The organism is Sphaerisporangium sp. NPDC049002 (assembly GCF_040649355.1).
In the GTDB taxonomy this organism is placed as follows: Bacteria; Actinomycetota; Actinomycetes; order Streptosporangiales; family Streptosporangiaceae; genus Sphaerisporangium.
This window is the reverse complement of the sequence record NZ_JBEZFH010000403.1, coordinates 1-2,435: the sequence shown is the minus strand read 5'-3', so window position 1 is coordinate 2,435 and position 2,435 is coordinate 1. Positions and strand designations below refer to the sequence as shown.

Here is a 2,435-nt window from a genome sequence, read left to right as displayed (position 1 = left end):
CTCGCGGACGTCATCACGACCGAGGAGGTCAGCCGCTCGCGGACGTCATCACGACCGAGGAGGTCAGCCGCTCGCGGACGTCATCACGACCGAGGAGGTCAGCCGCTCGCGGACGTCATCACGACCGAGGTCGCACGGAGGTCCACCACGACCGAGGTGGTCAGCGGCTGAAGGACGTCCTCCACAGGGTGAGGTGGTCGGAGGTGTAGGTGGTGGAGCGGCCGAGAGCGACGACCCTGTCGTCGATCACGGCTATCGCGCCGAGCCACTGGGCGCCGTCGCCCGTCATGCCGTCCCCGGTGAGGGTGTGGCGCTGCCAGTCGCGGCCGTCCTCGGACGTCCAGACCGCGCTGTCCCCGGTCGCGGGCGGGCCGTACGACCCCACCGCGACCAGGCCGGAGTCCGAGGTCGTCATGTCCAGCACGGTGGCCGGGGCGTCGGCGGGCAGCCAGGAGTACTGCCAGGTGACCCCGTCGTCAGAGGAGACCGCCGCGAACGGCTGGTCCACCCCCTTGTCGTTCGTCGCGCTGCCCACCGCCACGACATCATGATCACGCAGGAGCACCCTGCGCAGGCTCGCCGAGCGCGCCCCTTCGGGGATCACGCGCTTGCGTGCGGTCCAGTTCAGCCCGTCGCGCGAGACCCAGACCACCCCTGACGTACGGCCCGACGTACCGGACCCGCCGACCGCGAGGAACCCGTCGGCGGTCGCGACGACGTCCTCGATGCGCACGTCGGCGCCGCCCGCCGGAAGGCTCTGCGGTGCGGAACGTGAATAGCGGCGCAGGTCGGCGGAGAACCACAGCGCGGCCACCACACCGTCGGGCCCGCTGTCGTCGCCCGCCAGCACGTACCCCTTGGGACCGGCCGCGACCACGCGCGGGACCACGGCGTACCGCCCGGAGGACCCGAGCGCGGGCGACTCGGGCGCCGGGCGCCAGGAGCGCCCGTCGGTCGAGGTGGCGAGCAACGGCCTGACGAACGCCGAATCGGCCGTGGTGCTGCCCACCGCGAGCCATCCCTGGGGGCCGTGTGCCACGTCGTTGAGCGCCTGTCTGCCCGCTCCGCCGAGCGCGGGCGAGGTGACGGCCTTCCAGTTCTGGCCAGTGGCGCTGGTCCAGATGCCGGCGTCGCCCTTGACCGAGCCGACCGCGACGAACGAGTTCCCCGCCGCGACCAGGGCGGTGGTCTCGCGGGCCGAGCGGGTCAGCCCGCTGATCTCGGCCAGCGGCACCGGAGCGGCCGCCTTGCCCTTGGCGGCCGTCATCAGCACCGGCAGGTTGTCCAGGCCTCCGGCCCGCTGGTCCCCCGCGGCGACGAGCGTGCCCGCGTCGGTGATCGCGAGGCCCCGCAGCGTGCCGGGGATCTGCCCGAGTTCGGTGCTCTCGTTCCAGTTCTTGCCGTCGCCGCTGGTGAAGACGCCGTAGCGCTCCCATCCCGACTCGGCGACCGCCGCGACCCCGGCGGCGGAGGTGGCGAGGCCGCGCACGCCGGTCGCCTCGCGTCCGAGCCCGCCGATCACCCCGCACTGGCGCCATTCGTCTCCGAGGTCGGAGCAGTAGACGCGGACCTCTCCGGCGTTCGACTTCTGCAGGGTCGGCACCAGGAGGAACCCCTTGGCGGCCACCGCGAGCGCGCCGGGCTCGGGCCGCACGCCGGGCAGCGCCGCGGCCGTACGGAGCCAGGTCCTGCCGCCGTCCGGGGAGCGCAGGATGACCGAGGTCGTGTCACCCTTGCCCGGATCGGCCAGCGCCACGACGGCGTCCCCCTTGGCGACCACCGCGCGGATGGCCCGCACCTTGTCCGTGGCACCGATCTGCCCGGTGTCCACGCGGCTCCAGCTCTGCCCGTCCGGCGACACCCAGGCCACCGGGCCGTACCCGCCGTCCTTCTGGGTCGTGGAGCCGACGGCCACGAAACCACCGGCCGTACGTGCCAGGTCGGTGATTCGGTCGCCGTTCCAGAAGACCGAGAGCCGCGAGGGGTCGACCGCCGTCCAAGAACGGCCGTCGGTGCTGGTCCACATGCCCCGGGCGGAGGCGCCCGCCGAGCCAGGCGCCTCGGTCCCGGCCGCGAGCCAGCGCCCGGCGCCGCCTGCGACGCGCCCGGCCGACCCCGCCGGCTCGTACCCGGCCGGCCCGGTCACCCTGCCGAGCTCCCAGGACTTGCCGCCATCGGGTGAGACCAGGAAGAGCGGCCGTGGCACCGGGCTGGTCGTGTCGCTGCCTACCGCGACCACGGTCGAGCCGACGGAGGTGACCGCGTTGAGCACCTGGCTGGAGCCGTTGCCGCTGATGCCTGGCGGGGCCACGAAGGCCTGGTCGCCCGAGCCTCCGTCGCCCAAGCGCCTCCAGGTCGTGGGCGACTTCACCGAGTCCGACGTGACCAAGCTGAAGGTCGGCCAGCCCGCGACCGTGACCTTCGACGCGTTGCCC

General features: G+C 73.8%; 1 protein-coding gene. It reads right to left on the bottom strand.

All coding sequences use genetic code 11. The features are described 5' to 3' along the window. Positions 1-160 precede the first annotated feature (160 nt). Positions 161-2,311 carry a hypothetical protein gene (locus tag AB0B89_RS35985; RefSeq protein WP_358562143.1) on the bottom strand — a complete coding sequence of 717 codons (2,151 nt, stop codon included), beginning with the start codon at positions 2,309-2,311 and terminating at the stop codon, positions 161-163. Between the last annotated feature and the right edge of the window lie 124 nt (positions 2,312-2,435).